Here is a 22300-nt window from a genome sequence, read left to right as displayed (position 1 = left end):
AGGGCCATGGTGCTCGGACTGCTGGCGGTGCCCTCGGCCGCCGTACGGCTACTGCCCGCCGCACCGCGGCTGCTGGCGCGGGCGGCCGCGCCGGCGGCCGGAGCGGTCGCCGGTGTCGCCGCGGGCACGGCGCGCGCGGGAGTGCGCGGCGCGGATGCCGCCGTACGGGTGGCCCGGGTCGCCCGCAACGCGCTGCCCGGCGCCGGTGACCACTGGCGGGCCGGCGCCCGCACCCACCTGGCCCTGCGGCCCGTGGAACAGGAGCTCGCGCGGCGCGCGGGCGGCACCGCACATCTGGCGCGCCGGATGGCCGAAGCGCTGGCCGAGCGGCCCGACGTGCTCGTCGCCTACTGGGACCAGGGGCTCGCGCGCCTGGTGGTGACGGCGACCGGCGAGGAGGCCGCCGACCAGGTCGTGGAACACGCCGCCGAACTGGCCGAGCGGCACGGACTGGTGCTGTCCGCCCAGGACGTGGAGGAGACCACGCATCCCGCCGACCCGGCCGGGGTGCGCGCCGCCGTGGCCACGCTCGCCGCCGACGCGGTGGGCATCGCCGCCGCGCTCACCGCCTACTCGCTCCGGCTGCCCCCCTCCCCCCGCCTGGTCACGGCGGTCGTGACGCTGCTGCGGGAGAACCCGCGCTTCCGCTCCTGGCTGCGCGCCCGGCTGGGCGACGCTCGCATGGATCTCGTGCTGGCCTGCGCGAACGCCGCCGCCCACGGCGCCGGGCAGACCCCCACCTCGCTCATACTCGACGGCGTCCTGCGGACTTGCCAGGTGGCCGAGACGGTGGCCCGCGCCGCCGCCTTCGACGCGGTGCACGACAAGCTGTGCGGGCCGGATCGCGTCAGCCTCCCGGCCGACGGCGCCGCCCGACCGCCGTTGCGGGAGTCCCCGGCGCAGGAGTACGCCGCTCATGCCTCCGCGGGCAGCGTGGTGGGCGCCGCGGTCACCCTCCTGGTCAAGCACGACGGCAGCGAGGCGGCGGAGGCGGTGCTCGCGGGCTCGCCGAAGGCCGCCCGCTACGGTCCCGCCGCCTTCCACGCCGTCCTGAGCGCGGCGCTCGCCCGGACCGGCGTGCTGGTGCGGGCCCCGGAGCGGCTGCGCCAGCTGGAGATGGCCGGCACGGTCGTGCTGCACCCCAGCGTGCTGCGCACCGACGACGGCGAGGCCGACCCGTGGGCCGAACCGGTCCTGGACGCGGCCCGCCGGGCGGGCCTGCGGGTGGTGCTCGTGGACGACCCCGCCCTGGAGGACTTCACCGGCCTCGCCGACCAGGTCGTGGACGCGCGCCGGCCGCTGGACGACGTGGTGTACGAGGCGCGCGGCGACGCGGGCGCGGTGCTCGCCGTCGCCCGGGTGGGCTCCGCCGACGAGCACGGGGTCCTGGCCGGGCTGCGCGCCGCCGACATCGCCCTCGCCCTCACCGATCGCGACGGCGCGGTGGTCTGGGGCGCGGACCTGCTGGCCCTGCACGGGCTGCCGGATGTGTGGCGGGTGCTCACCGCGATACCGGCCGCCCGCACGGTCGGCCGGCACGCCCAGACCCTCGCCCGCTCCGGCGCCGCGCTCTCCGGTCTCCTCGTGGCCATCGGCGAGTCGGGCGGCGGTCACGGGCGCCTGGCCGCGCTGCCGGGGATGCGACACGCCCCCGTTGACGTCGCCGCCGTGTCGGCCCTGCTCTCCGGGGGCCGCGCCGCACTCGGTGTGGCGGCAGCCCGGCCCCCGCACCCCCGTCCGCGCGTGCACTGGCACGAGCTGGACCCCGAGCAGGCCCGGGAGCGGCTGGAGCACGAACCGGCCGCCGAGAGCACCGCCTTCGAGGGGCTGACCGCCCGCGTGCGCGAGGCCGCCGCCGGTGTCGCCCGGCACCCGCTGGCCGCGCCCGCGCGCTGGTCCTACCGGCTGGGCGGGGCCGTACGCGGTGAACTCCACGACCCGCTCACCCCGGTGCTCGCCGTCGGGTCGGCGGCGTCCGCGATCCTCGGCTCGGTCGTGGACGCCCTGCTCGTCGTCGGCGCCCTCGACCTGAACGCCCTGGTCGGCGGCATCCAGCGGCTGCGTGCCGAACGGGCGCTGTCCGGACTGGTCGCCGAGCAGCAGCAGAAGGCGCGTCTCGTGCCGCCGGAGACGGAGGCACCGGTCGGCGGCACGCGCACCGTGGAGGCGGGCAAGCTGCATCCGGGTGACGTGATCCAGCTGAAGGCGGACGACGTGGTGCCCGCCGATGCCCGGCTGCTGTGGCAGGACGGTCTGGAGGTCGACGAGTCGGCCCTGACCGGCGAGTCGCTGCCGGTGGAGAAGCAGACGGACCCGACCCCGCACGCCCCGGTCGCCGACCGTCGCTGCATGGTCTTCGAGGGGACGACGGTCGTGGCGGGGCAGGCCCGGGCCGTCGTGGTCGACATCGGTGAGCGCACGGAGGCCGCCCGCGCCGTCCACCTGGCCGCCCGTACGCCCCCGGCCGGCGGCGTCCAGGCCCGGCTGCAGGAACTCACCCGCAAGGCCCTGCCGTTGACGCTGGCGGGCGGCGCCGCGGTCACCGGACTCGCGCTGGTGCGCGGCACCCCCATCCGGGAGGCGGTCAGCGGTGGTGTGGCGGTGGCCGTGGCGGCCGTACCGGAGGGGCTGCCGCTGGTCGCCACGGTCGCGCAGCTGGCCGCGGCCCGGCGCCTCAGCCGCGGCGGCGTCCTCGTCCGCACCCCGCGCACCCTGGAGGCGCTGGGGCGCATGGACACCATCTGCTTCGACAAGACCGGCACGCTCACCGAGAACCGGCTGCGGCTGGTGCGTACCTCGGGCGCCGACGGCACGGTCCGCGCGGCGGACGACCCCGGGTCGGCCGGCATCGTCCGGTCCGCCGCGCGTGCCTGTCCGCAGCTCAACGGGGGCAGCGACCGCCCGGTGCACGCCACCGACGAGGCGGTGCTGGCCGCGGCCGGCGCCGACCCGGACTGGACCCAGCTCGCGGACCTTCCGTTCGAGGCGGCACGTGGATACGCCGCCGCCGTCGGCCGGAGCGGGGACGGCCCCCTCGTGCTCGTGGTCAAGGGCGCCCCGGAGACCGTGCTGCCCGCCTGCCCGGGTCTACCGGAGCACGCGGCGCAGGCGGCCCACGCGCTGGCGGCGGACGGCCTCAGGGTCCTGGCGGTGGCCGAACGGCGGCTCGACGCGGCCGGGCAGGATGCCGACGACATCCTCGAACAGCCGCTGCAGGAGCTGGAGTTCACCGGCCTGCTGGCGCTGTCCGACGTACCGCGCGAGACGTCCACGGCACTGGTGGAGGGGCTCAACGAGGCGGGCGTACGACCGGTCATGCTCACCGGCGACCATCCGCAGACCGCACGGGCCATCGCCGCCGAGCTGGGCTGGCCCGAGGAGACCGTCGTGGTCACCGGGGACGAGCTGGCCGCGGCGGACCGGGCGGCCAGGGCCCGGATGCTGCGGGACGCGGGCGTGGTGGCCCGGGTGGCGCCCGAGCAGAAGCTCCAGGTCGTCGAGTCGCTGCGGGACGCGGGCCGGGTCGTCGGCATGGTGGGCGACGGCGCCAACGACGCCGCGGCCATCCGCGCCGCCGACATCGGCGTCGGCATCAACGCCCGCGGCTCGGCCGCCGCGCGCAACGCCGCCGACATCGTCCTCACCGACGACGATCTGACGGTCCTGATCGACGCGGTCGGCGAGGGGCGGGCGCTGTGGCACAGCGTGGCCGACGCCATCGCCATCCTGATCGGCGGCAACGCGGGCGAGGTCGGGTTCGGCATCCTCGGCACGCTGCTGTCCGGCCGGGCGCCGCTGTCCACGCGGCAGATGCTCATGGTGAACCTCTTCACCGACCTGTTCCCGTCGATGGCGGTGGCGGTGACCGAGAAGGACGACGAGCCGAGCACCGTACGCACCCGCGGTGGATCGCCGGAGGACGCCTCCGCCGTGCTCGGCGCGCCGCTGCTGCGGCAGATCCGGCACCGGGCGCTCACCACCTGCCTGGGCGCGGTGACGGCGTGGCTGATGGGCCGCTTCACGCCCGGCACCGCGCGCCGTTCCGGCACGATGGCGCTGTGCGGGGTGGTCGGCACCCAGCTCGTGCAGACGTGGCTGGACCGGCGCGACAGCCGCCTGGTGCAGATCACCTGCCTGGGTTCCGCCGTGGCGCTGGTCGCGGCGGTGCAGACCCCGGGCGTCAGCCACGCGGTCGGGTGCACCCCGCTCGGCCCGGTCGCCTGGGCCGGTGTCCTCGCGGCGATCGCCCTGGCCCTGGCCGGCCAGCGGGCGCTGCCCCGCCTGGAGGAGACGGTCGGCCGCCTGCTGCCGGGCTGACCCACCGCGGAAGACGGCCCGCCGGCCACAGCGCCGCGCACCGGAGCCGACCGGTCGGCCAGTGCCGGTCGGGGCGACGGAAGTGACTGGGCCGGTGGTGAGGCTGCTCCGCCGGCTGCCGGGCGGGTGCCGGTCGGTGGAGAGACTGGTCCGCCGCCACGCCGCAGAGGGGCAGCTGCCGACTGGTCCGCTCCACGCCGCAGGTGGGCAGTAGCCGCTGGGCCGCTGCCGTCGGAGTCGGGCAACTGCCGTCTGACTCGCTGCCGCCCCCAGCCGGGCAGTTGCTGACTCGTCCGCTCCGCGCCGCAGCCAGGCAGTAGCCGACCGGCCTGCTGCCGTCGGAGTCGGGCAACTGCCGACTGACCCGCTGGCGACCGGCCCGCTGCCGTCCCGCAGTTGGGTCGGGTGTGGTCAGAGCGACCGGTGGTACTGGTCCGGTACCCGGACCTCGCCGCCCAGTTCGCGGGCGGCGTGCCGGGCCCAGGACGGGTTGCGCAGCAGCTCGCGGCCCAGCAGGACGGCGTCGGCCTCGCCGTTCTTCACGATCTTCTCGGCCTGCCCGGCCTCGGTGATCAGTCCTACGGCCGCGACGCGCAGTGGCGTCTCGGCCTTCACCCGGGCGGCGAACGGCACCTGGTAGCCGGGGCCGGTCGGAACGGTCACCCCGGAGACATTGCCGCCGGTGGAGACGTCGAGCAGATCGACGCCGTGGGTGTGCAGGTCGTGGGCGAACCGGACCGTGTCGTCCGCGGTCCAGCCGCCGTCCTGGAGCCAGTCGGTGGCCGAGATACGGAAGAACACCGGCTTGTCCTCCGGCCACACCGCGCGTACGGCGTCCACGACCTCGAGGGCGAACCGGGTGCGGTTCTCGTACGAGCCGCCGTAGGCGTCGGTGCGGTGGTTGGAGTGCGGGGACAGGAACTCATTGATCAGGTAGCCGTGGGCGCCATGGATCTCGGCGATCTCGAATCCCGCGGCGAGCGCCCGGCGGGCCGCGGCGGAGAACTGGCCGACGACCTCCTGGATCTGATCCACAGACAGCTCGGTCGGCACCGGATGCCGCTCGTCGAAGGCCACCGCGCTCGGAGCGAGTGGCTGCCAGCCGTGCGCCTCCGGTCCGACCGGCGCACCGCCCTTCCAGGGCCGGTCGGTCGATGCCTTGCGGCCGCTGTGCGCGAGCTGGACCGCCGGCACCGTGCCCTGGGCGCCGAGGAACCGGGTGATCCGGTGGAAGGCCTCCACCTGTGTGTCGTTCCAGAGGCCGAGGTCGTAGGGGGAGATCCGGCCCTCCGGCGAGACCGCCGTGGCCTCCATGATCACCAGGCCGGTGCCGCCCGCGGCGCGCGCCGCGTAGTGCGCGAAGTGCCAGTCGTGCGGGGCACCCGCGAGCGGACCCTCGGGCTCGGCCGAGTACTGGCACATCGGAGGCATCCACACCCGGTTCGGGATGGTCACTCCACGCAGGGTGAGGCTCTCGAAGAGCGTGCTCACTACAGACTCCGTTCGTCACGGGACCGCTGTCGGCTCGTACGATAACCCTCGTACTACGAGAAGTGTCAAACTACGATGCCTCTCGTACAATGCTGGCAGCCGAGAAGTACCGCGACGAAGGGCAGCCGCCGTGACCGAAACCGCCACCACCGGCCGCGCACTGCCGCACCCGGAGCGCGACGAAATCCGGCTGGAGTCCGTGCTGCACGCCCTCTCCGACCCGATGCGGCTGCAGATTGTGCGCGAACTCGCAGCCGCCGAAGCCGAGTTGACCTGCTCGCAGTTTGAGCTGCCGGTGACCAAGTCCACCACCACCCACCACTTCCGGGTGCTGCGCGAGAGCGGGGTCATCCGGCAGGTCTACCGGGGCACGGCCAAGATGAACGGCCTGCGCCGGGACGAGCTAGAGGGACTCTTCCCGGGGTTGCTCGACAGCCTCCTCGCGGCCGCCGACCGGCAGGCCGGCCGGCTCGGGGAGAACGTCTGAACCGGCCTTCGTAGACAGGCGGTTGCCCGCCGGAAGATGGTTGAACAGCAGGTTCAGCGTGATCGCGGACACACAGCCCGCGCTGATCCCGCTGTTCATCACCGTCTGGAACCAGTCCGGGAACTTCTCGTAGACCGTAGGCACTCCCACCGGCAGCATGCCGATCGCGACCGACACGGCGACCACGGTCAGATTGTTGTTGCCGCGGAAGTCCACCCGGGCCAGCGTCCGCAGCCCGCTCGCCGCGACCGTCCCGAACATGACCAGTCCGGCGCCGCCCAGCACCGGCGCCGGGATCGCTGCGACCACCGCGCCCAGCTTGGGCAGCAGGCCGAGCAGCACCAGCATGCCGCCCGCCGCCGCGACCACCCAGCGGCTGCGCATCCGCGTCATGCCGACCAGGCCCACGTTCTGTGCGTACGCCGTGTACGGGAAGGTGTTGAACACTCCGCCCAGGACGGTCGACAGCCCGTCCGCCCGTAGCCCGTCGGACAGGGAACGCGGTTCGACCGTACGCCCCGTCAGCTCGCCGACCGCGATCAGGTCACCGGTCGTCTCGGTCATCGCCACCAGCGCCACCACCAGCATGGCCACGATCGCCGACGCCTTGAACCGCGGCGCCCCGAAGTGGAACGGCGTGCTGATGCCCACCCAGTCGGCGTCGCCGACCCCGCTGAAGTCGGTGAGGTGGAAGGGCACGGCGACCGCGAGACCGACGGCGATGCCGGTCAGTACGGCGATCCGGCCGAGCAAGGCGGGCCCGAACCGCTGCACGGCCAGCACCACCACCAGCACGAAGGCGGCCAGCGCCAGGTTCTTCGGCGCGCCGAAGTCCTTCGCGCCGACGCCGCCCGCGGTCCAGTTGCCCGCGACCGGCAGCAGGGAGAGCCCGATGATCAGGATCACCGTGCCGGTCACCAGCGGCGGGAAGAAGCGCAACAGCGTGCCGAAGACCGGCGCGAGCAGCATGATCGCAAGGCCTGCGACGATCACCGAGCCGTAGATCGCGGGCAGTCCGCCGCCCGTCGTCCCGATGAGCACCATCGGCGAGACGGCCGCGAACGTACAGCCCTGCATGATCGGCAGCCGGACGCCGAACCGCCAGAAGCCGACGCACTGGATCAGCGTGGCGATCCCGCAGACCAGCAGGTCGGCGGTGATCAGATACGCCAGATCCGCGGGTGACAGCTTCATCGCGCCGCCCACGATCAGCGGCACGGCGACGGCACCGGCGTACATCGCGAGCACGTGCTGCAGTCCGAAGGCGGCCAACTGCCGTACCGGTGGGATCTCGTCGACGGGGTGGACGTCTGCGGTCGTGGTCATGGGGGCTCCGTCAGCGGCGGGGGAGTGGCATCCGAACAGGACGAGACCGTAAGGGACTTGAACAGTTTGTTGATTTCCGCTCTGTTGCCGGCGCGTGTCATGCCACCACGCCGTGTCACCACGTCGTGCCACCCGGCCGTGCCATTGAGGTGAACCAGCGGGCCGTACCACCAGGTCATGCCACCGAGTGGCCGGTCCCCGGCGCTACGCCGACCGGGCCGCCGTGAGCAGCGCGTCCCAGTCGGCCAGCTTGACCACGCTCCGCCCCAGCCGCGCCCCCAGTGCGGCCTCGGCCTGCTCGATCGCCAGCCACCCCGCCCAGGGCACGGGTTCGATCCCGGCCGCGCGCAGCGCCGTCACCGGATCCTCCGGCAGCTGCTTGCCGAGCAGTGCGGGCGCGTCCGTGAGCAGCGACGTCGCCGTCTCCTTGGCGCAGGGCCGGTTGGTGCCGATGACTCCCGTCGGGCCGCGCTTGATCCACCCGGCGACGTATTCGCCCGGGGAGGGGACACCGTCGCGTACGACGCGGCCGGCCGCGTTCGGCACCGTGCCGCTCGCCGGGTCGAACGGCAGCCCGTCCAGCGCCACTCCGCGATAGCCCACCGAGCGCAGCACCAACTGGGCGGGTACGTCCTCGAACCGGCCGGTGCCCGTCACCCCGCCGTGCCCGTCCGGCGCCGTCCGCTCGAAGCGCACGGCGCCCACCCGGCCCCCGTCCGCGAGCAGTTCCACGGGGCGCAGGAAGAACCGCAGCCCGATGTGCCGGCCGGCACCGGCCGGGGGCCGGGCGGCCCAGTCGCGCAGCACCTCCAGATTGCGGCGCTGTACGGCGGGCAGCGCCGTCGGGTCGACGGGATCCAGCGCCAGGTCGGCCGGATCGACGGTGACTTCGGACCCGGGCAGCGCGCCCAGCTCGCGCAGCTCCTTGGTGGTGAAGCGGGCCTGTGCGGGGCCACGCCGGCCCACCATGTGCACCTCGGTGATCCCGCTCGCCGCCAGCGTGTCCAGCGCCGCCTGCGGGATGTCCGTCGGGCGCAGCTCGGTGGCACCCCGGACCAGCATCCGGGTCACGTCCACCGCCACATTGCCCACGCCGATGACGACGGCCGACCGCACGCCGCGCAGGAAGCCGGCGTCGGCCGCGTCCGGATGCGCGCTGTACCAGGCCACGAAGTCGGTCGCGGACCAGCTGCCCGGCAACTCCTCGCCCGGGATTCCCAGCCGGCGGTCGGTGGCGGCCCCCACGCAGTACACCACCGCGTGATACGCCTCCCGCAGCCGCTCCACCGGAAGGCCGCCCGGGCCGCCCACCCGGACCCCGCCGAGGAAGCGCACCCGCTCGTGCTCCAGCACCGTCCTCAGGCTGCTCTGCAGCGACTTGATCTTCTCGTGGTCCGGAGCGACGCCGTAACGGACCAGGCCGTAGGGGCACGGCAGCCGGTCCAGGACGTCCACGCACACTTCGGGGTCGCGCTGAACCAGGGTCTGGGCGGTGTAACACCCGCTCGGCCCCGAACCGACGACGGCGACACGCAGCACAGCGGTACTCCTTGCCCGAAGGAGGGTGTGCGGACGGCTCCAGCATGGCATCCCCGGGCCCGCGGCGGCAGGGGCCGGCGGGGTGACGCCGACGCGTGTCCGTTCGTATGGAATGCGATCATGCGGTTACGTTGCGTGTGTGCTAGAAGCATCCTTTCTTGATCTTTCTGATCGGAACGCGGAGGACGGCGCCGTGTCCGTGTGGCCCGCGTGGAAGGTGCGGGAGCACGGCGGCACGACGTCCTGGTACCAGGTCCAGCTGGCCTTCCCCGACGGCGCCCGCGTCGACGCCCTGGCCGTCCTGCGCGACGGACGCGTCTCCATCGAGGACGTCAGCGCGCAGCCGGCCCTGTCCCTCACCGACCTGGCGGTCCTCGCGAACTGGATCGAGGCGCCGCTGCTGGAGTCGTGCGGGGTGGCGGCGGAGCGGTCGTACGAGGGCGGGGGCGACCTGCGGTCGGCAGAGCGGCGCGAACGGGGAGCCGCCGACCGGGGGCAGCAACGGGAAGCCGTCGGCGCGGCATACCCACTTCCACCCGTCGGCGGGGAATGCGCACCGCCACCCGCCGGTGGGGCATGCGCACCGCCACCCGCCGGCGCGGCGTACGCCACTCCACCCGCCGGCGCGGAGCCCGCCCCGGAACCCGCCGTCATGCAGCACACCATCACGGAGCCCGCCTCGAAAGCCGCCGGCAGGGAGCCCGTCCCGGAAGCCGGCCGTATGGAACACGCCGCGCATGCCGCCGTCAGCGAGCGCGCGCCTGAAGTCGACAGCAGGGAGAACGCACCGGAAGCTGTCGGTACGAAGCAAGCCCCGCATGCCGCCGCCGGCGGGCACGCACCGCAACCCGCCGCCAGGGAGCGTGCACCGCAACCCGCCGCCGGGGAGCGCGCACCGGCAGCCGACGGCAAGCAGGACGGCGTGCTGCACTACGTGGGGCCGCGCCGCGCCCGGCCGGGCTGGCCGCGGGGCAACGAGGGCCGGCGGCTCGTGGCGCAGGAGTACCGCGCCGCCCAGCAGCAGGGCTTCGACCCGGTGCTCGCCGTGATGGGCGCGACCGGACACAGCCGTCGCCGCTCCCTCAGGCTGATCGCCCAGGCACGGGACGCGGGATACCTGACGCCCCGTCATGCGCGCCGCGACTGACCGGAGTTCACGGAGGCGAGTTGCCGCCGCGTCAGGGATGACCGGGGTGGCTGGGGCGCTCTTCCGTGGCGAAGAACCGGGACAGGTCCTGTTCCCGCGCCTCACCGCCCGGCACGCTCTCCGGCGGCACTCCCGACTCCCAGTCGAGCCCGTACCGCTCGAACAGTTCGGCCCGCAGCGCCGGGACGGGCATCGGCACCCCCGGTATCAGCGCCGAGTACACCGCACCCATCAGCAGGGCCCGCAGCATCGAATAGTCGATGACGACGTCCTCGGAGCCGTACCGGGCGACGGTGTCGCTGAGCAGCTCCGACAGCCGGCGCTGCTCCGGGCACTGCACGAAGCCCTCCGCCTGCAGCAGCCCCGCCATGTGCTGGCGCATCAGCACCGGCCGGTCGCGGGCCAGTCCCAGGATCGCGTCGATGGCCCGGGCGAGCCGCTCCCGGCCGTCCTCGGTGTGCGGTTCCCGCTCCAGCGCCTCTTCCAGCGTGCGGTGCATCAGCCGGTGTACGGCGGACTGCACCAACTGGCGCTTGCCGGGGAAGTAATACGACACCAGTCCGCGCGCAGAACCGGCCCGGTCCGCGATGTCGCCCAAGGTGGTGGCCTCGTAACCGCGCTCGTCGACCAGTTCCACGGCGGCCTGCAACAGCCGCTCCCGGGAACGTCGCCGCAACTCTTCATTGACCGAGGCGCTGCGCGGGGACATCCTGTAACTCCTGCGTTGACTGGCTGCCAGCCAACTATACTCACCGCAGGGGGCGCAGCCCTGCGCGGGCCGCCCTGTCCAGGGTTGCCGTCCGTCTGGGGCGACGCGGGGGATCGTCTCAGGCGGACGGCACGGAAACGAGTCTTTTTCCCGCACTCCCAGCGCCTTCCGGCCAGATGCTCGGACGCCCGGACAGCTGCAGCGCGAACACGACCGGGCCGAGGGCTGCGAGAGCCGGCCGGTCCGTCGGCGGCCTCCGGGCGTCATCCCACCAGGTCCAGCACGGGAAGCAGCGCGTCGGGCCGGTCCGTCACCGGCAGGTGGTCGACGAAGTGCACCCGGCAGCCGAGCGCGGTCGCGCCGCCGTCCGCCTCCTTGCTGTCGCCGACCATCAGCACCTGCCGCGGATCGGCGCCCAGCGCCGCACAGGCGACGGCGAACAGCCGCGGGTCCGGCTTCTGCACGCCGTGCTCGTACGACAGCACATACGCGTCCACATACTTGTCCAGACCGTGCTCGCGGAAGACCGGCCGCAGGTCCCAGCCCACGTTGCTGACCACGCCGACGCCGATACCGCGCTCGCGCAGCGTGCGCAGCACCTCGGCGGCGTCCGGGTACGGAGCCCAGGCGGCCGGGGTCATGTGCCGTTCGTACAGCGCGTCGTGCAGTCCGGGGTCGGGCAGCGGCACCCGCCGGGACAGACCCGTGTAGGCGGCCCGGTGCAGCTCCGCGCTCTCGTCCCGCACCGCCCAGACCTCGGCCAGATCCTCCGGCAGCTCCACCGGGTCCGCGCCGCCCGCGAGCGCACCGGCCTCCTCCAAGGCCCGTGCGGCAGCCAGCAGTTCGGGCTCGGGCAGCGTCTGCCCCGTCTCGGCCAGCACCGCACGCAGCCAGGACTCGGTGGACTCGATGCGGAACAGCGTCCCGGAGAAGTCGAACAACACGGCAGTCATGCGCCCGACCCTATCGGGGTCCGCCGAGTGGCGTACCGGGGGCGTGGCGGCGGCGTGACCACTCGTGCACCACCACGGCCAGCGTGACGAGCAACGCTCCGAACAGCCACCCGCCGAGCACGTCCGAGGACCAGTGGACGCCCAGCCACACCCGGGTGACGCCCACGCCCACCACCGAGACCACGGCCGCCGCCACGGCCGTACGCCACCGGGCCCGGCCCGCGCCGAAGCGGTGCAGCAGCCACAGCAGCAGTCCACAGACCACGGTGGCCGTCATGGCGTGACCGGAGGGAAAGGCCGCGTAGTGGGCGGAGTCGACGGGGTCCGGCCACACCGGGCGTGGCCGGCCGACGGCGTCCTTGACCGTCTGCTGCACGATCGCCGCGAGGGCCACGGTGGCCGCCAGCCACAGCGCCGTCCACCAGGCGGCGTACCGCCACACCAGCCACACCGCGGCCACCACGCCCACCAGACGCATGGTCAGCGGATCCCAGACCCAGTCCGTCAGCACCCGGAAGACGTGCGTGAGAACGGGGTCGCGGACCGCCCAGCGGTGGGTCGTACGGGAGATGTCGCCGTCCATGCCGAGCAGCGGGTGCCAGTGGATCACGACCAGGATCGACAGCAGTCCGCAGCACATGCCGAGGGCGGCTGCGACGAACGCGGCGGTGCGCAGGGTGCGGGGCCGGGGCGGGGCGGTGCTGTGGTGCATGCCTGCGATCCTTGTCGGTCGGGCAGCCCGTGGCGACCAACCGGCCGGCTCGTGCGGTGTGGCGTACGGTCGGGGGCTCAGCCGAGCGCCCGCAAGCCGGGAACCAGGGCCACCAGCACGGGGATCACCGGCACCAGCGCCGCGACCGCCGTCAAACGCAGCCGGCGCAGTGCGGGGAGCCGGTCCGGGGGAGCCAGCAGTCGGTGCACACGCTGCGGTACATGGGCATGCGGCGTGGGACAGGGCCCGAACACGCCCCGTTCCTCGTTGAGTTCGACCAGCGCCAGCGCGGTCGTCAGCCGGCCGAAGCGCCGGGAGGCCATGTCGTCGGCGGCGAGCTCGACCAGCCGGTGCATCTCGTCGCGGAACGCGGCGAACACCGGCACCTGCGGGAACCCTGCCGCCAGCGCCGCCGAGCAGTGCAGCAGCCAGTCGTGCCGGGCCTGGGCGTGGCCCTGCTCGTGGGCGAGCAGTGCGTGCAGTTGACGCCCCTTCAGGCGACGCAGTGCGGCCGTCGTGATGACCAGCCGGGGTGCCGCACCGGGCAGCCACCAGGCATCGGGCCGTTCGCCCTCCAGCACCACCAGCCGGCCGCTCGCCGGCTCCTCACCCGGCAACAGCGGGGCCCGCACGAGGAGTTCGGCCCGCCGTGCGCGCCACCGGGCACGGGCCCGTACCACCTCGCGCACCAGCATCGCGAGGCTCCACAGGCCGCCGACGGCGAGCAGGACGGCGGTGGGCGCCGCCCAGGGGCCGGCCGTGCCCAGGGCGTAGGCATCGACGACGGCGCGCGGAGCCCGGGCGAACACCTGCCCGCGTACCGCCTGCCAGGCCGCCGACGCGCTGAGCGTCATCGACAGCAGACAGCACAGCAGCACGGCCGCCACGACACACTGCCACACCCAGAGGGCGACGACCGGTTCACGGTCCGGCCAGTCGGCCCGGGCGAGCAGCCGCGGGGCGACGACGGCGGTCATGGCGCCGAGCAGCAGCAGGGTCACGGGGACCATCATGGTCAGCACCCTATGAGGGCGAGGCCGCTCACGGGTACGGTCCACGCCGTGGAAGTGACGCAGACAACGCACCCGCGCCGGGCGCACCTTGCGCCCATGGCTCCCCTGACAGCGCGCACGGCTCCCGTGGCGTACGTGCTCACTCGCTCGCCGGCTCTCTGGCTCACATGGTGAGCAGCATGGCCACCATCCCGATCCCCATCGACAGCCGGCAGGCCCGCGCCAGCTCCGGCCGGTCGCCCCAGCCGGCCGGGGCGCCGACGGCCCCGGCCACCGCGACGGCGGCGGGCACCAGACGGGCGCCGGCGAGCAGCACGTACCCCGTGAAGTACGCGAGCAGCGCGCCGGTCAGCAAGGGCACCCCGGTGCCGCCGTGCGTGTGGTGCGCGCCGGGCGGGGCCGCGGCCATCACCACCGCCATGTAGACCATCGTGGCGGCGCCCACGAGGTGGTGCAGATGATGCCGGGCGGCGCGCACCGTCCACAGTGCGCGCAGGGCCGCGGCGGCGAACACGACCGCGTACACCGGCCACGCCCACCTCGGGGGCGTGAACACCGCCGCCGGCACGGCCATCACGGCCATGCCGAAGCCCATGAGCGCCTCGCCGCCCGCGGCCCGGCGCTGCTCCTCCACGCCGCTGCGCATGCGCATCAGGCAGTAGGCGCCGGTCGCGGCGCACAGTGCGACCAGCAGCCACGCTGCCGGCACCGGTCCGTGCACACGCACCTCCCCCGCTCGACGGTGGGTCGAGGATGCGATGCCCACGCCAGGCGGAGCGCACGCGAGCGCAAGGGTGTACACGGGGAGCACTCGCCGGAGCACGACAGGTGAACGCGCCGTGGAAGCGATTCCGCCATAGAATTTTACGAGTAAAACACATGCTAAATTAATGGTATGAGCAGTGCGACCCGTCCCCGACTCCCCCTCGCCGGAGTGCTCCGTCTCGGTCGGCCCTCCGACATCTGGTTCAAGCCCGCGCTGAGCGTGGTCGCCGCGGTCGCCCCGCCCAACCTGACCCTGCTGGCCCTCGGCCGCCTCGACCTCGCGATGTACACGATGGCCGGGTCACTGTGCGCCCTGTACGGCCACAACCGGCCCTACGCCGCCCGCGCCCGCGTCCTCGCCCGGGTGGTGCTCGGCATGGTCGGCGGGCTCGCCGTCGCCCTGCTCGTCGCGTCGCTCACCTCCGATCCCGTCGTCCTGGTCACTGTCGGCGCCGTCATGGCGGCCGTCCAGAAAACGGCGTGCGACGCGACCCGCCTCGGACCGCCCGCGAACGTGGTGCTGACCTTCATCAGCTCCGCCTCGCTGTTCGCCCCGCAGATCCTCGGCCAGGTGCCGGCCCACGTCGGTCTGGCCCTGGCGGCCGGCGCCTGGGCCTGGCTGGTCGGCATGGCACCCGGACTGCTCCGCCCGCACGGTCCCGAGCGTCGCGCCACCGCCCACGCCCTGAACGCCGCCGCCGGGTACGCCGACACACGCGGCACCGCCGACGGCCACGCCCGGGCCCGGGCCGCGGCCGCCGCCGCGATCCACGCCGCCCGGCAGTCGCTGCTCGCTGCCGGCGCCCGGCCCGACCGCACCCGGCGCGCCCTGGAACGGCTCCTCGTCCGTGCCGAGGTCGCCCTCGCCGCACCTGGCGACACCGACTCCGCACGGCTGCGCGCCTGGGCCCGCGACCTGCGCGGCACCGGCCGGATACCGCGCGCCGACTCCCCGCGCGAGTCCGCCGACGAACTCCTCGGCGTGGACACCGAACCCGCCCACCCCAGGCTGTCGTTGCGGCACCGCCTGGTCCCCCTCGTCCCGATCGCCGCACGGACCGCGATCGGCTGCGCCCTCGCCGGCTACGCCTCCCTCGCACTCGGGGTCGGCCGCCCCTACTGGGCCCTGGTCACCGCGGCCTCGCTCTACCAGGCCAACGTCACCCTCACCTTCAGCCGCGGCGTCCAGCGTGTCGTCGGCAACGTCGTCGGCGTCCTGCTCTTCGCCGCGCTCGCGCCGCTCGCCCATCTGCACCCGGCCGCCCTGGTGCTGTGCACCCTGGCCCTGAACTTCGGCGCCGAGGCGCTGATCGGCCGCAACTACTGGCTGGGCAGCGTCTGCGTCACCCCCATGGCCCTGCTCGTCACCGAGTTCGCCCGCGCCCAGAACCCGGCCGAGCTGATCACCCAGCGGGTCGCGGACACCCTCGTCGGCGCGCTGGTCGGCTTCGTCGCGGCCGTCGCCGTCACCAACCGGCGTGCGGGCGACCGTCTCGACGAGGCGCTGACGACCGCGGAACGCGCCCGCGAGGACGCCGCCAGGCTGCTCGCCGAGCCGCAGCCGGCACCCCGCGCTCTGGAGTCCGCGCGTCGTGCCCTCGCCGCCGCCCTCGTCGACCTGCGCGCCACGGCCGACGCCGCATCCGGCGAGTGGTGGCAGCGCGACCTGCCCGAGGAGCGGGTCGTGCTCGCCGAACAGTCCGGACACCGTACGCTCGCGGCGACGGTACGACGCCAGGGGTTCGTACCGCGGATCCAGAACCAGGGCCACAACCCGGGCCGGCCCCAGGACCAGGGCCGCGCCCCGGGCCGGCCCCAGGACCAGGGCCGCGCCCCGGGCAGGACGACGGAGGGCATACGGCCATGACGGCGAGGAACGGCGACCACACGCCGACGGACGACGCGTCCGACACGGGCTCCGCGTCCGACACGGGCCCCGCCCCCGGCGCGCCCGCCCTCGGGACCGCCCCTGGCGGGGGCACCGGCAGTGGCGCGGACACCGTCGGCCGCCGTGACACCGTCGCCGCCGTGGTCCGGCAGTGGCAGGCCGTCCACCCCGAGCTGGACACCGGGCCCATGGAGGTCATCGGCCGGATCAACCGCTGTGCCGCGCTGCTCCAGCAGGCCGAGGACGCGCCGCTGCGCCGGGCCGGGCTCAGCCGTCCCGAGTTCGACCTGCTGGGGGCGCTGCGCCGCACCGGGCACGAGCTGACCCCGGGGGAGCTGGCCCGGGAGACCTTCTCCTCCGGGGCCGCCGTCACCAAGCGGCTCAAGCAGCTGACCGAACGCGGTCTGGTCGAGCGGCGCGGCGACACCCGCGACCGTCGCGTCGCCCACCTCCGCCTCACCGACACCGGCCGTGAACTGGTCGACGGCATCCTCCCGGAGCAACTCGCCTACGAAACCACGGTGTTGTCCGGGCTGGCCCCCGAGGGGCAGCACGAACTCGCCGGTCTGCTGGCCGAGTTGCTGAGCCGTCTGGAGGGCCACATGGGCGCGCTGCGCGCCTAGGGGGTGTCGCCAAGCCGATGCGCCGCACCGAGCCGGCACAGCGCTGGAAGGCGACGCTTCAGGCCAATACACCTAGAGCACGTCGTGTGCCGTGCGCCGATATGTCGACCGGCGGTCCTGGATGCCGGGCCAGCGGTCACCGTAGACGTTGCGTGTGACGGGCGGCTCGCGCAGGAAGTCGTGCGGGAAGCCCAGCGGGACCGCGCTCACCTCGTCCAGCCGCTGCACCGCGTCCGCGTCCAGCCGGACCTCGGTGCTCGTGAGATTGTCGGCCAGCTGCTCCGGCTTCGTGGCGGAGATGATGGGGACGACGTTCCCCGGCCGGGCCAGCAGCCAGGCCAGGGCCACCTGCGCCGGACTCCAGCCACCCTGCTCGGCGACGTCCAGGACGACGCTGATCACGTCCTCCTCCCCTGTCTTCGGCCGTTCTCCCAGCACGTCCAGCCGGCCTCGCTCCCCACGCCGGTACTTCCCGGTGAGCTTGCCCGCCGCCAGCGGCGCCCAGGCGAACACGGCGAGGTCGAAGGCCCGGGCCTGCGGAAGCAGTTCACGCTCCGGGGTGCGCTCCAGCAGGCTGTAGCGCAGCTGCGAGCCCGCGAAAGGCGTCCAGCCCCTCAGTTCCGCCAGGGTGTTGGCCTGGGCGATCTCCCAGGCCGGCCAGTCCGACACCCCCACGTAGAGCACCTTGCCGGCGCGTACGACGTCGTCCAGGGCGCGCATCACCTCCTCCACCGGGGTGAAGTTGTCCCGGGCGTGCACCCACAGCACGTCGAGCCGGTCGGTGCGCAGCCGGCGCAGGCTCTCCTCGACCGACTGCACGAGGTTCTTGCGGTGGTTGCCCCCGGCGTTGGGGTCGCCGTCGTGGGTGGCGCAGGTGTACTTGCTCGCCAGCACGAACCGGTCGCGGCGCCCGGCCAGCAGTTCGCCGAGGATCCGCTCGGAGCTGCCCGAGGCGTAGTTGTTCGCGGTGTCGACGAAGTTGCCGCCCGCGTCGGCGTACGCGTCGAGGATCCGGGCGCAGGTGTCGTTGTCGGCACCCCAGCCCAGGTCCTCCCCGAAGGTCATCGTGCCGAGCGCCAGCTCGCTGACGCGCAGACCGGTCCGTCCGAACAGTGTGTACCGCACGTGTGCTTCCCTTTCCGGCAAGTGGTGCGTGCGACGCTAGGGGCTGGAGTGTTCTCGAAGGCAAGAGCGCCGCTCAGCCCTCCGCACCGGCCCGGTGCACCCGGAACGCCGCGCCCTGCGGATCGCGCAGCACCGCGATGCGCGGGCCGTCCTGCACGGAGACGGACGCCGGCGCGACGGCACCGCCCGCCCGCGCCGCGACCTCGGCCGTCGCGCACGTGGCCCACCGCGAAGTACGGCAGCCAGTGCGGGGGACCTCGGGCGGGAACCGGTCGCCCATGTCCGCCATGCCGCCGAAGTCCTCGCCGTCGATGTCCCACTGCGTGTACCACTGCGAGGCGCGGACGCTCCAGCCGAGCACCCTGGTGCAGAAGTCCCGGGCCCGCCGGGTGTCCCGGGTCGCCGGCTCCACCCGGCCCAGCGTGCCGGGCGCGTTGAACAGCCCGGCGCGCCACGCGACCGGCTGGGACTCCTGGTACCGCGGGGTGAGCGCGGCGACCGCCGCGTCCCCCAGGTGCGCACCGTGTATCCGCCCGCCTCCTGCCGCGGATCTGTCTCCGGCCGCCGGCCGAACAGGGCCGAAGCCCCTGTTCACCACGGCCTGCCTTCTCGCCGGACGCTAGAGTCCCGGCCGGTACCGCAGCGGATGGTCCGCGGGGACCTCCACCAGGGCGATGCGGGTGCCGTCCGGGTCGGCGATCCACATCTCGACCAGGCCCCACGGTTCCTGCACCGGCGGCCGGACGATGCCGACGCCCTTGGTGCGCAGCTCCTCGTGCGCGGCCGTCACATCGGGCACCTGCAACCACAGCCGGACCGGGGGCGACGGCGGTGTCTCGGACCTCCCCGAGAGCTCCAGGAAGCCGCCGCCGAGGAAGTAGACCGTCCCGCGCTCGGGACCGGTACCGAACTCGCGGTAGACGGCGAGCCCCAGCTGCTCTCCGTAGAAGGCCCGGGAGCGCTCGGGGTCGGTGGGGGTGAGCAGGGTCCGGCTGCTGAGTACGTGCACCATGCAGGCGGAGCCTAGAGCAGGGTTACTCTCGACCCTGGCTCTGCCACGCCCGAGACCGAAAGGCCGCCTCATGGAAACCGCCGCCACCGGACCCACCTTCCGAGATGCCACCGACGCCGACGTCGACGCGCTGGTCGCGCTGATCGAGTCGGCCTACCGCGGGGACGCCAGCCGGGCCGGGTGGACCACCGAGGCGGACATCCTGGAGGGGCAGCGCACGGATCCGGAGGGTGTGCTGGAGGTCATCAAGTCGCCCGACAGCCGGCTGCTGACCGTGGAGCAGGACGGCCGGATCGTCGCCTGCTGCCAGCTCGAACACCGTGGCGACCACGCCTACTTCGGCATGTTCGCGGTGAGCCCCACCCTGCAGGGCGCGGGCCTCGGCAAGACGGTCATGGCGGAGGCCGAGCGCCGGGTCCGCGAGACCTGGGGCGTCACCGAGATGCACATGACGGTGATCTCCGTACGGGACGATCTGATCGCCTGGTACGAGCGCCGCGGCTACCGCCGTACGGGAAGGATGACTCCCTTCCCGTACGGCGATGAGCGCTTCGGCGTCCCGCAGCGCGCGGACCTGCAGTTCGAGCTGCTGGTCAAGAAGCTCGTGTGAGCGTTCCCGAGTGACCCGCGCGTCGGCGCGGCCCCCAGGGGGTGTCGTTTGGATCATCCCGGCGTCGCGGGGTCCGGCACGCCCTACGCGGTGAAGCGCCCGGTGCGCTTGATCTGCGGGAAGTCGGTCGCCGCGCCGTCGAGCTCCAGGGCGCGTACCAGGCGCAGATGCTCCTGCGTGTTGACGACCCAGCCGATGATCCGCAGCCCGGACGCGCGGGCGTGCTCGACGACCTCCAGGGTGAGCCGGCGGATGTTGAGGCAGACGGTCGCCGCGCCGACGGCGACCGCGCGCTCCACCACGTCCGTGCCGTAGCGGCTGGCGACCAGCGCCGTGCGCACGCCCGGCACCAGCCGCGCGATCTCGGCGACCGCGTCGTCGTGGAAGGACGACACCTCCACACGCCCGACCAGATCGCGCTGGTGCATCACCGTCGCCAGGGCCCGGGCCGCCGCCACGTCCTTGATCTCGGCCTGCAGCGGAGTGTGCACCGCGTCCAGCACCTCCTCGAACACCGGCACCCGCTCGCCCCGGCCCGCGTCCAGGGCACGCAGCTCGGCCAGGGTCTTGTCGGCGATCGGTCCGGTGCCGTCGGTCGTACGGTCCACCTCGGCGTCGTGCATGACGACCAGGGCGCCGTCCTTGCTCAGGTGCAGATCGAGTTCGATCAGGTCGAGGCCGGCGTCCTGCGCGGCGACGAACGAACGGAGGGTGTTCTCGGGCTCGACACCCATGACCCCGCGGTGACCGATGGTAAGGAAGTTCAAGGTTCAACTCGCTTCCGTCGACGGCGGCTCGGCGCGCGCGGGACGGGCGGACGCCGTCGTCCGCGGGCAGAGTCGCAGCCTAATGGCCGTGCCCCGCGATGAACCCGCACGTGCACGAGGCATCCGGGTGGGTGGCCGCCGTCAGCTGGCCGGTATCCGCCCCCGGCGTCACCCTGCCGTGGGCGAGTCCTCCACACCCTTGACTGCCCCGCGGCGCCGCGAGGCAGAAGCGGGCTCCATCGACGGAAGTGAGCGCCGTCACGGTTTACGGCAGGAAAAATGTCGGTGGCGAAGGGCATCGACAGAATAATTTCCTGAGCTTGCCTCTTGCTGGCTGAAACCGGGTATGCATACGGTGTCCTTACGCGAGCTTCTCCCGTGGAGGATGGGACATGACGGAAATTCTTGTGCAGGCGGGTGCGGAGGGACAGGTTTCTTCGCTGACCAGGGTGGTGGAGCACCCGGCCTGGCCCGTGCTCAAGGATGCCGTGGAGCAGATCCGGCCATGGCAGTCCCAGGACGGATCGATCGACTTCGCGGCCGAGGGTGCCCCGGCCGCGGCGGACGCCGAGGCCGCCGTACGGCGTGTCGTCGACGCCGTCGAGGAGCTGTCCCCGCTGCTCCCGCACGACGCGGCCTACCACCAGGCCCTCGTGAAGGACCTGCGCCGCTGGGCCGAGGGCGGCTTCCAGGTGCCGGACTTCCTGGACTCCCTGCTGGCCTTCCAGCCCGCCGCGAACCGCGCGGACGGCCTGCAGCACCTGGTCGTCTTCCCGATGTACACGCAGAACGGCAACCCGGACCGCAACCTGGAGGCGGTCGTGCTGCGCATGGTCTGGCCGGACTGGCTGGCCGAGCTGGAGCGCACGCGCTACGACAACCCGCTGTTCTGCGGCATCACCTTCGAGGACTTCACCTCCGGCTACGACACCAACTCCGCGGTCCTCTTCCCGGAGACCATCGCCGTACGCGAGGCGCCGGAACGATTCTCCTGGGGTGGCATCTTCTGCGACCGCGAGGCCGCCCGTTTCCGCCGGGTCACCGACGCCGCCGTCGGCATCCTGGGCCTTCAGCTGCCCGAGGACATCGCCGCCATGGTCCACGACCAGAAGCGCTGCGAAGAGGCCTTCGTGCTGTGGGACATGGTTCACGACCGCACCCACAGCCACGGCGACCTGCCCTTCGATCCGTTCATGATCAAGCAGCGCCAGCCGTTCTGGATGTACGGCCTGGAGGAGCTGCGCTGCGACCTCACCGCCTTCAAGGAGGCCGTGAAGCTGGAGGCGGACGGCGTACCGCAGGCCCGTGACGTGCAGTACGCGGTGCTCTTCGACCGCATGTTCCGCTTCCCGGTCACCGGCGACCGCAACCGCAACTACGACGGCCTCGGCGGCCAGCTGCTCTTCGCCTACCTGCACAAGCACGACGTCGTCCGCTGGACCGACAACAAGCTCTCCATCGACTGGGAGCGCGCCCCGCAGGTCACCAACCAGCTGTGCGCCGAGATCGAGAAGCTCTACAAGGACGGCATCGACCGCCCGAAGCTGGTGCACTGGTTCGCCGGCTACGAGCTGGTCCGCACCTACCTCGCTCCGCACCCCGGCTCCACCTGGGCCAAGGGCCCGGAGGCCCTGGACCTGACCCAGCCGCCGCGCAAGCTGGTGGACGACGTGCTTCCGGACGAGTTTCCGCTGAGCATGTTCTATGAGGCCCTGTCCAAGAAGCTGAAGAATGTGATCGCCTCCACCAAGGGCATCACGGCGGACAGCGCCGAGCCGGTCGCCGCGTGAGCGACCCGAACACTGCTTCACGCGTC

17 protein-coding genes and 3 pseudogenes are annotated in these 22300 nt (G+C 73.4%); 8 read left to right on the top strand and 12 right to left on the bottom strand.

What is annotated here, in order from left to right; genetic code table 11:
* Positions 1 to 6: 6 nt before the first annotated feature.
* Complete coding sequence (locus ACIGXP_RS02255; protein ID WP_399763054.1) at positions 7 to 4317, top strand: HAD-IC family P-type ATPase; 4311 nt, start codon at positions 7 to 9, stop codon at positions 4315 to 4317.
* Between the two features lie 411 nt (positions 4318 to 4728).
* Here ACIGXP_RS02255 and ACIGXP_RS02250 read toward each other — a convergent pair whose 3' ends face one another.
* Complete coding sequence (locus ACIGXP_RS02250) at positions 4729 to 5808, bottom strand: NADH:flavin oxidoreductase/NADH oxidase (RefSeq protein WP_399763052.1); 1080 nt, start codon at positions 5806 to 5808, stop codon at positions 4729 to 4731.
* A 130-nt stretch (positions 5809 to 5938) separates the two neighbouring features.
* On the opposite strand from ACIGXP_RS02250, the gene ACIGXP_RS02245 reads away from it, so the two are divergent.
* On the top strand, positions 5939 to 6295 hold the full coding sequence (locus tag ACIGXP_RS02245; protein WP_363218497.1) for a helix-turn-helix domain-containing protein: 357 nt from the start codon (positions 5939 to 5941) through the stop codon (positions 6293 to 6295).
* Here the strand turns inward: ACIGXP_RS02245 and ACIGXP_RS02240 are convergent.
* On the bottom strand, positions 6212 to 7621 hold the full coding sequence (locus ACIGXP_RS02240; protein ID WP_399763050.1) for a nucleobase:cation symporter-2 family protein: 1410 nt from the start codon (positions 7619 to 7621) through the stop codon (positions 6212 to 6214). The two genes, ACIGXP_RS02245 and ACIGXP_RS02240, sit on opposite strands and share 84 nt — an antisense overlap.
* A 204-nt stretch (positions 7622 to 7825) precedes the next feature.
* On the bottom strand, positions 7826 to 9160 hold the full coding sequence (locus ACIGXP_RS02235; protein ID WP_399763048.1) for an FAD-dependent oxidoreductase: 1335 nt from the start codon (positions 9158 to 9160) through the stop codon (positions 7826 to 7828).
* A 112-nt stretch (positions 9161 to 9272) separates the two neighbouring features.
* On the opposite strand from ACIGXP_RS02235, the pseudogene ACIGXP_RS02230 reads away from it, so the two are divergent.
* Positions 9273 to 9656: pseudogene (locus ACIGXP_RS02230) on the top strand (DUF6214 family protein); the annotation flags it as partial.
* Positions 9657 to 10001: 345 nt separating this feature from the next.
* A pseudogene (locus tag ACIGXP_RS02225) lies at positions 10002 to 10307 on the top strand (DUF6214 family protein); the annotation flags it as partial.
* A gap of 31 nt (positions 10308 to 10338) precedes the next feature.
* Here ACIGXP_RS02225 and ACIGXP_RS02220 read toward each other — a convergent pair.
* The 5 genes from ACIGXP_RS02220 to ACIGXP_RS02200 all read right to left on the bottom strand — a co-directional run bounded on the left by ACIGXP_RS02220 (position 10339) and on the right by ACIGXP_RS02200 (position 14415).
* Complete coding sequence (locus ACIGXP_RS02220; RefSeq protein WP_363218500.1) at positions 10339 to 11016, bottom strand: helix-turn-helix domain-containing protein; 678 nt, start codon at positions 11014 to 11016, stop codon at positions 10339 to 10341.
* A gap of 263 nt (positions 11017 to 11279) precedes the next feature.
* Complete coding sequence (locus ACIGXP_RS02215; RefSeq protein ID WP_399763046.1) at positions 11280 to 11969, bottom strand: HAD family hydrolase; 690 nt, start codon at positions 11967 to 11969, stop codon at positions 11280 to 11282.
* Positions 11970 to 11979: 10 nt separating this feature from the next.
* Positions 11980 to 12681, bottom strand: a complete 702-nt coding sequence (locus ACIGXP_RS02210; RefSeq protein WP_399763045.1) for a phosphatase PAP2 family protein — start codon at positions 12679 to 12681, stop codon at positions 11980 to 11982.
* A 77-nt stretch (positions 12682 to 12758) separates the two neighbouring features.
* Entirely contained in the window at positions 12759 to 13694 is a 936-nt protein-coding gene (locus ACIGXP_RS02205; RefSeq protein WP_399763043.1) for a M56 family metallopeptidase, read from the bottom strand.
* A 163-nt stretch (positions 13695 to 13857) separates the two neighbouring features.
* Positions 13858 to 14415, bottom strand: coding sequence for a DUF5134 domain-containing protein (locus tag ACIGXP_RS02200; protein ID WP_399763041.1), 558 nt, complete (start codon positions 14413 to 14415; stop codon positions 13858 to 13860).
* A gap of 174 nt (positions 14416 to 14589) precedes the next feature.
* On the opposite strand from ACIGXP_RS02200, the gene ACIGXP_RS02195 reads away from it, so the two are divergent.
* Both ACIGXP_RS02195 and ACIGXP_RS02190 read left to right on the top strand, forming a co-directional pair.
* Positions 14590 to 16326, top strand: coding sequence for an FUSC family protein (locus ACIGXP_RS02195; RefSeq protein ID WP_399763039.1), 1737 nt, complete (start codon positions 14590 to 14592; stop codon positions 16324 to 16326).
* Entirely contained in the window at positions 16323 to 16970 is a 648-nt protein-coding gene (locus ACIGXP_RS02190) for a MarR family winged helix-turn-helix transcriptional regulator (protein WP_399763037.1), read from the top strand. The genes ACIGXP_RS02195 and ACIGXP_RS02190 overlap by 4 nt, the downstream gene beginning before the upstream one ends.
* A gap of 72 nt (positions 16971 to 17042) precedes the next feature.
* Here ACIGXP_RS02190 and ACIGXP_RS02185 read toward each other — a convergent pair whose 3' ends face one another.
* The 3 genes and pseudogenes from ACIGXP_RS02185 to ACIGXP_RS02175 all read right to left on the bottom strand — a co-directional run bounded on the left by ACIGXP_RS02185 (position 17043) and on the right by ACIGXP_RS02175 (position 19107).
* Positions 17043 to 18095: an aldo/keto reductase gene (locus ACIGXP_RS02185; protein WP_399763035.1), complete on the bottom strand. Its 1053-nt coding sequence runs from the start codon at positions 18093 to 18095 to the stop codon at positions 17043 to 17045.
* Positions 18096 to 18168: 73 nt separating this feature from the next.
* A pseudogene (locus ACIGXP_RS02180) lies at positions 18169 to 18671 on the bottom strand (VOC family protein); the annotation flags it as partial.
* Between the two features lie 43 nt (positions 18672 to 18714).
* Complete coding sequence (locus ACIGXP_RS02175) at positions 18715 to 19107, bottom strand: VOC family protein (RefSeq protein ID WP_399763033.1); 393 nt, start codon at positions 19105 to 19107, stop codon at positions 18715 to 18717.
* Positions 19108 to 19177: 70 nt separating this feature from the next.
* On the opposite strand from ACIGXP_RS02175, the gene ACIGXP_RS02170 reads away from it, so the two are divergent.
* Complete coding sequence (locus ACIGXP_RS02170; RefSeq protein WP_399763031.1) at positions 19178 to 19717, top strand: GNAT family N-acetyltransferase; 540 nt, start codon at positions 19178 to 19180, stop codon at positions 19715 to 19717.
* 83 nt (positions 19718 to 19800) lie between these two features.
* On the opposite strand, the gene ACIGXP_RS02165 is transcribed toward ACIGXP_RS02170, so the two are convergent.
* Entirely contained in the window at positions 19801 to 20484 is a 684-nt protein-coding gene (locus ACIGXP_RS02165) for a glycerophosphodiester phosphodiesterase family protein (RefSeq protein WP_363218509.1), read from the bottom strand.
* Positions 20485 to 20876: 392 nt separating this feature from the next.
* On the opposite strand from ACIGXP_RS02165, the gene ACIGXP_RS02160 reads away from it, so the two are divergent.
* Positions 20877 to 22274, top strand: coding sequence for a DUF6421 family protein (locus tag ACIGXP_RS02160; RefSeq protein ID WP_363218510.1), 1398 nt, complete (start codon positions 20877 to 20879; stop codon positions 22272 to 22274).
* Positions 22275 to 22300: the final 26 nt, after the last annotated feature.

The organism is Streptomyces sp. NPDC053069 (assembly GCF_044546895.1).
Classification (GTDB): Bacteria; Actinomycetota; Actinomycetes; order Streptomycetales; family Streptomycetaceae; genus Streptomyces.
Note: the sequence above shows the minus strand (reverse complement) of the source record. Positions and strands in the feature narration are given on the sequence as shown.

Excerpts from the sequence above, each read along its gene's own strand:
- ACIGXP_RS02255 (WP_399763054.1), top strand. The coding sequence starts at position 7 with ATGGTGCTCGGACTGCTGGCGGTGCCCTCGGCCGCCGTACGGCTACTG.
- ACIGXP_RS02240 (WP_399763050.1), bottom strand. The coding sequence starts at position 7,621 with ATGACCACGACCGCAGACGTCCACCCCGTCGACGAGATCCCACCGGTA.
- ACIGXP_RS02220 (WP_363218500.1), bottom strand. The coding sequence starts at position 11,016 with ATGTCCCCGCGCAGCGCCTCGGTCAATGAAGAGTTGCGGCGACGTTCC.
- ACIGXP_RS02215 (WP_399763046.1), bottom strand. The coding sequence starts at position 11,969 with ATGACTGCCGTGTTGTTCGACTTCTCCGGGACGCTGTTCCGCATCGAG.
- ACIGXP_RS02210 (WP_399763045.1), bottom strand. The coding sequence starts at position 12,681 with ATGCACCACAGCACCGCCCCGCCCCGGCCCCGCACCCTGCGCACCGCC.
- ACIGXP_RS02205 (WP_399763043.1), bottom strand. The coding sequence starts at position 13,694 with ATGATGGTCCCCGTGACCCTGCTGCTGCTCGGCGCCATGACCGCCGTC.
- ACIGXP_RS02195 (WP_399763039.1), top strand. The coding sequence starts at position 14,590 with ATGAGCAGTGCGACCCGTCCCCGACTCCCCCTCGCCGGAGTGCTCCGT.
- ACIGXP_RS02190 (WP_399763037.1), top strand. The coding sequence starts at position 16,323 with ATGACGGCGAGGAACGGCGACCACACGCCGACGGACGACGCGTCCGAC.
- ACIGXP_RS02175 (WP_399763033.1), bottom strand. The coding sequence starts at position 19,107 with ATGGTGCACGTACTCAGCAGCCGGACCCTGCTCACCCCCACCGACCCC.
- ACIGXP_RS02170 (WP_399763031.1), top strand. The coding sequence starts at position 19,178 with ATGGAAACCGCCGCCACCGGACCCACCTTCCGAGATGCCACCGACGCC.
- ACIGXP_RS02160 (WP_363218510.1), top strand. The coding sequence starts at position 20,877 with ATGACGGAAATTCTTGTGCAGGCGGGTGCGGAGGGACAGGTTTCTTCG.